Origin of the sequence: Myxococcus sp. AM011, assembly GCF_013372595.1 — a bacterium.
Lineage (GTDB): Bacteria > Myxococcota > Myxococcia > Myxococcales > Myxococcaceae > Myxococcus > Myxococcus eversor.
This window is the reverse complement of sequence record NZ_JABXEM010000524.1, coordinates 1-1,964: the sequence shown is the minus strand read 5'-3', so window position 1 is coordinate 1,964 and position 1,964 is coordinate 1. Positions and strand designations below refer to the sequence as shown.

2 protein-coding genes and 1 pseudogene are annotated in these 1,964 nt (G+C 68.1%); all 3 read right to left on the bottom strand.

The features are described 5' to 3' along the window. Positions 1-340: pseudogene (locus HUW62_RS46995) on the bottom strand (hypothetical protein); the annotation flags it as partial. After that, the gene (locus HUW62_RS46990) at positions 337-1,122 is read right to left on the bottom strand and encodes an outer membrane beta-barrel domain-containing protein (protein ID WP_163868045.1); all 786 of its coding nucleotides are present in this window, start codon (positions 1,120-1,122) and stop codon (positions 337-339) included. The pseudogene HUW62_RS46995 and the gene HUW62_RS46990, both read right to left, overlap by 4 nt. Then, entirely contained in the window at positions 1,119-1,943 is an 825-nt protein-coding gene (locus HUW62_RS46985) for an outer membrane beta-barrel domain-containing protein (RefSeq protein ID WP_163868044.1), read from the bottom strand. The genes HUW62_RS46990 and HUW62_RS46985 overlap by 4 nt, the downstream gene beginning before the upstream one ends. Positions 1,944-1,964 lie beyond the last annotated feature (21 nt).

The window sequence follows — 1,964 nt, the reverse complement described above, 5'->3', positions numbered from 1 at the left end:
GGGGCGGCGTGGGCGTGGGGGCCGGAGCGGGCGTCGCCTCGGTGGGCGCGGGGCCCGTCACGGCGGATGGAGCGGTCCCCGTGGGAGCGGGAGTGAGGGCCGATTCATCCGGGCCGTCCTCCTCCACGGGCGCGGGGGTCGTCTTGCCCTTCGCGCCGCGCGTCGGCTTCTTCTTCTTGGAGGACTTGGCGGACGAAGCGCCCTTCTTCTTCTTCTTGGACTTGGACTGACCACCCAGGTCCAGTCCCTCGAAGTTCTGGGCGAACGAAGGGGCCGTCCACACGAGCGCGAGCCCGAGGACGGCGAAGCGGATGAGCCTGAAGGAGCGCAGCATCATCATGACTCGGGGTTGGACGACGGGAAGAAGAAGGACACGCCCAGCTCGAACAGCAGCTGGTTGCGCAGGTAGTTGTCGGTGCGGCCCTTCTCCACGTAGATGAGGTCGCGCACCTCCGTGCGCAGCGTCACCCAGCGGTTGAAGAAGAAGCGAAGGCCCACGCCCACGTTGCCGCCGGGGGTCATGTAGTCCTTGGCCAACAGGCCCGTGGTGTCATCCAGGTCCGGTCCCCGGTACTGGATGACGGAAGCGCCGACCACGCCGTACAGGTCGAAGTGGACGAACTTCTCCGCCAGCAGCGACAGCTTGCCGTAGATGGGCGCCCACTGGAGGTCCGCGCCGCCCATGAGCTTGAGCTGGCCGGGAGCCCGACCGTCCAGCTCCGCCTTGGTGGGAGAGGAGCAGCCGCGCGTGGAGCCGTCCGTGCCGTCGGAGAAGGTGCAGATCTGCGCCGCGCCCGACACCGAGTTGAGCGCGTAGCCCACCCGCAGGCTGACGCCGAGCGTCTCCACGGGGTGGTAGGTGAGCACGCCGCCGAAGATGTACTTGGTGAAGAAGGCGTCGCGCAGCGACAGCGTCGCGGACGGGCTGAACTCGAAGCGCCCCTTCTTCAGGAACACGTGGCCGGACACGGGCCGCACGCGCTCGCGCAGGGGCCCGAGCCGGTCCTTGTCCACCTCGGAGACGTCGCCGGCCTCCTCCTCCTCGGAGGTGGTGGTCTGCGCGCTCGCCAGCACGGGCATGACGAGACAGAGGGTCAACAGCCAACGGAAGACGGGCTTCATTCCGCGTCCCTCCCCGTCGAACGGAAGGGCAGGAACAGCGAGATGCCGGCGTTGAGGGTCATGACGTTCTGGATGGCCCCCTTGGCGCTGCCCAGGGGCTGATCCACATAGGAGGTGTTGATGAGCGCCACGTTCACCGCGATGAAGTCCTGCGCCACGAAGCGCATGCCCAGGCCCAGGTCCGCGGCGGGGTTGAGTCCACGGCCCGGCAGGGACGAGGTCTCCGTCTTCACCACGCCCGCGCCCGCCAGCAGATAGCCGTCGAAGTGCAGGATGGAGTTGAGGAAGGCCACCTTGCCGTACAGCGGGCTCCACTCCACGTCGCCCATGGCGGACCACTCGGGCACCGAGTTGTAGATCTTGCTGTTGAAGGTGCGCTTGGCGGTGCGCACGTCGTCGGACGGCACCACCTGCATCAGCGAGCCGCGCGCGGAGATGGCCAGCGTGTCCGCCAGGTAGTACGCGCCACGAAGGGACGCACCGACCTTGGAGTAGAACGGATCATTGACGGAGACGCTGATGAGCGGCGTCAGCTCGAACCGTCCCTGCTTCCGGTACACCTTGCGCTGGACGCTCTTCACCCGGTCCTCCTGGGTGATGTCGGTCAGCGGCGGCAGGGCCTCGGGAGGTGGAGCCTCCTCTTCGACGGGTCGGGTGGCTGTGCTCGCGGGCGCGGCCTCCTCCGCCGGCGGCGGCGTGGGTGATTCTTCGGACTTGGGCTGGGTCTCTTCCGTGAGGTCGAGTCCCATGCCCTCCTGGCTCTGCGCAGGTGCCAGGGCGGGCACCAGGCACAGCGCGAGCAGCAACGTGTGGCGATTCAAACCGGGGGCTCCGTGGGGGAG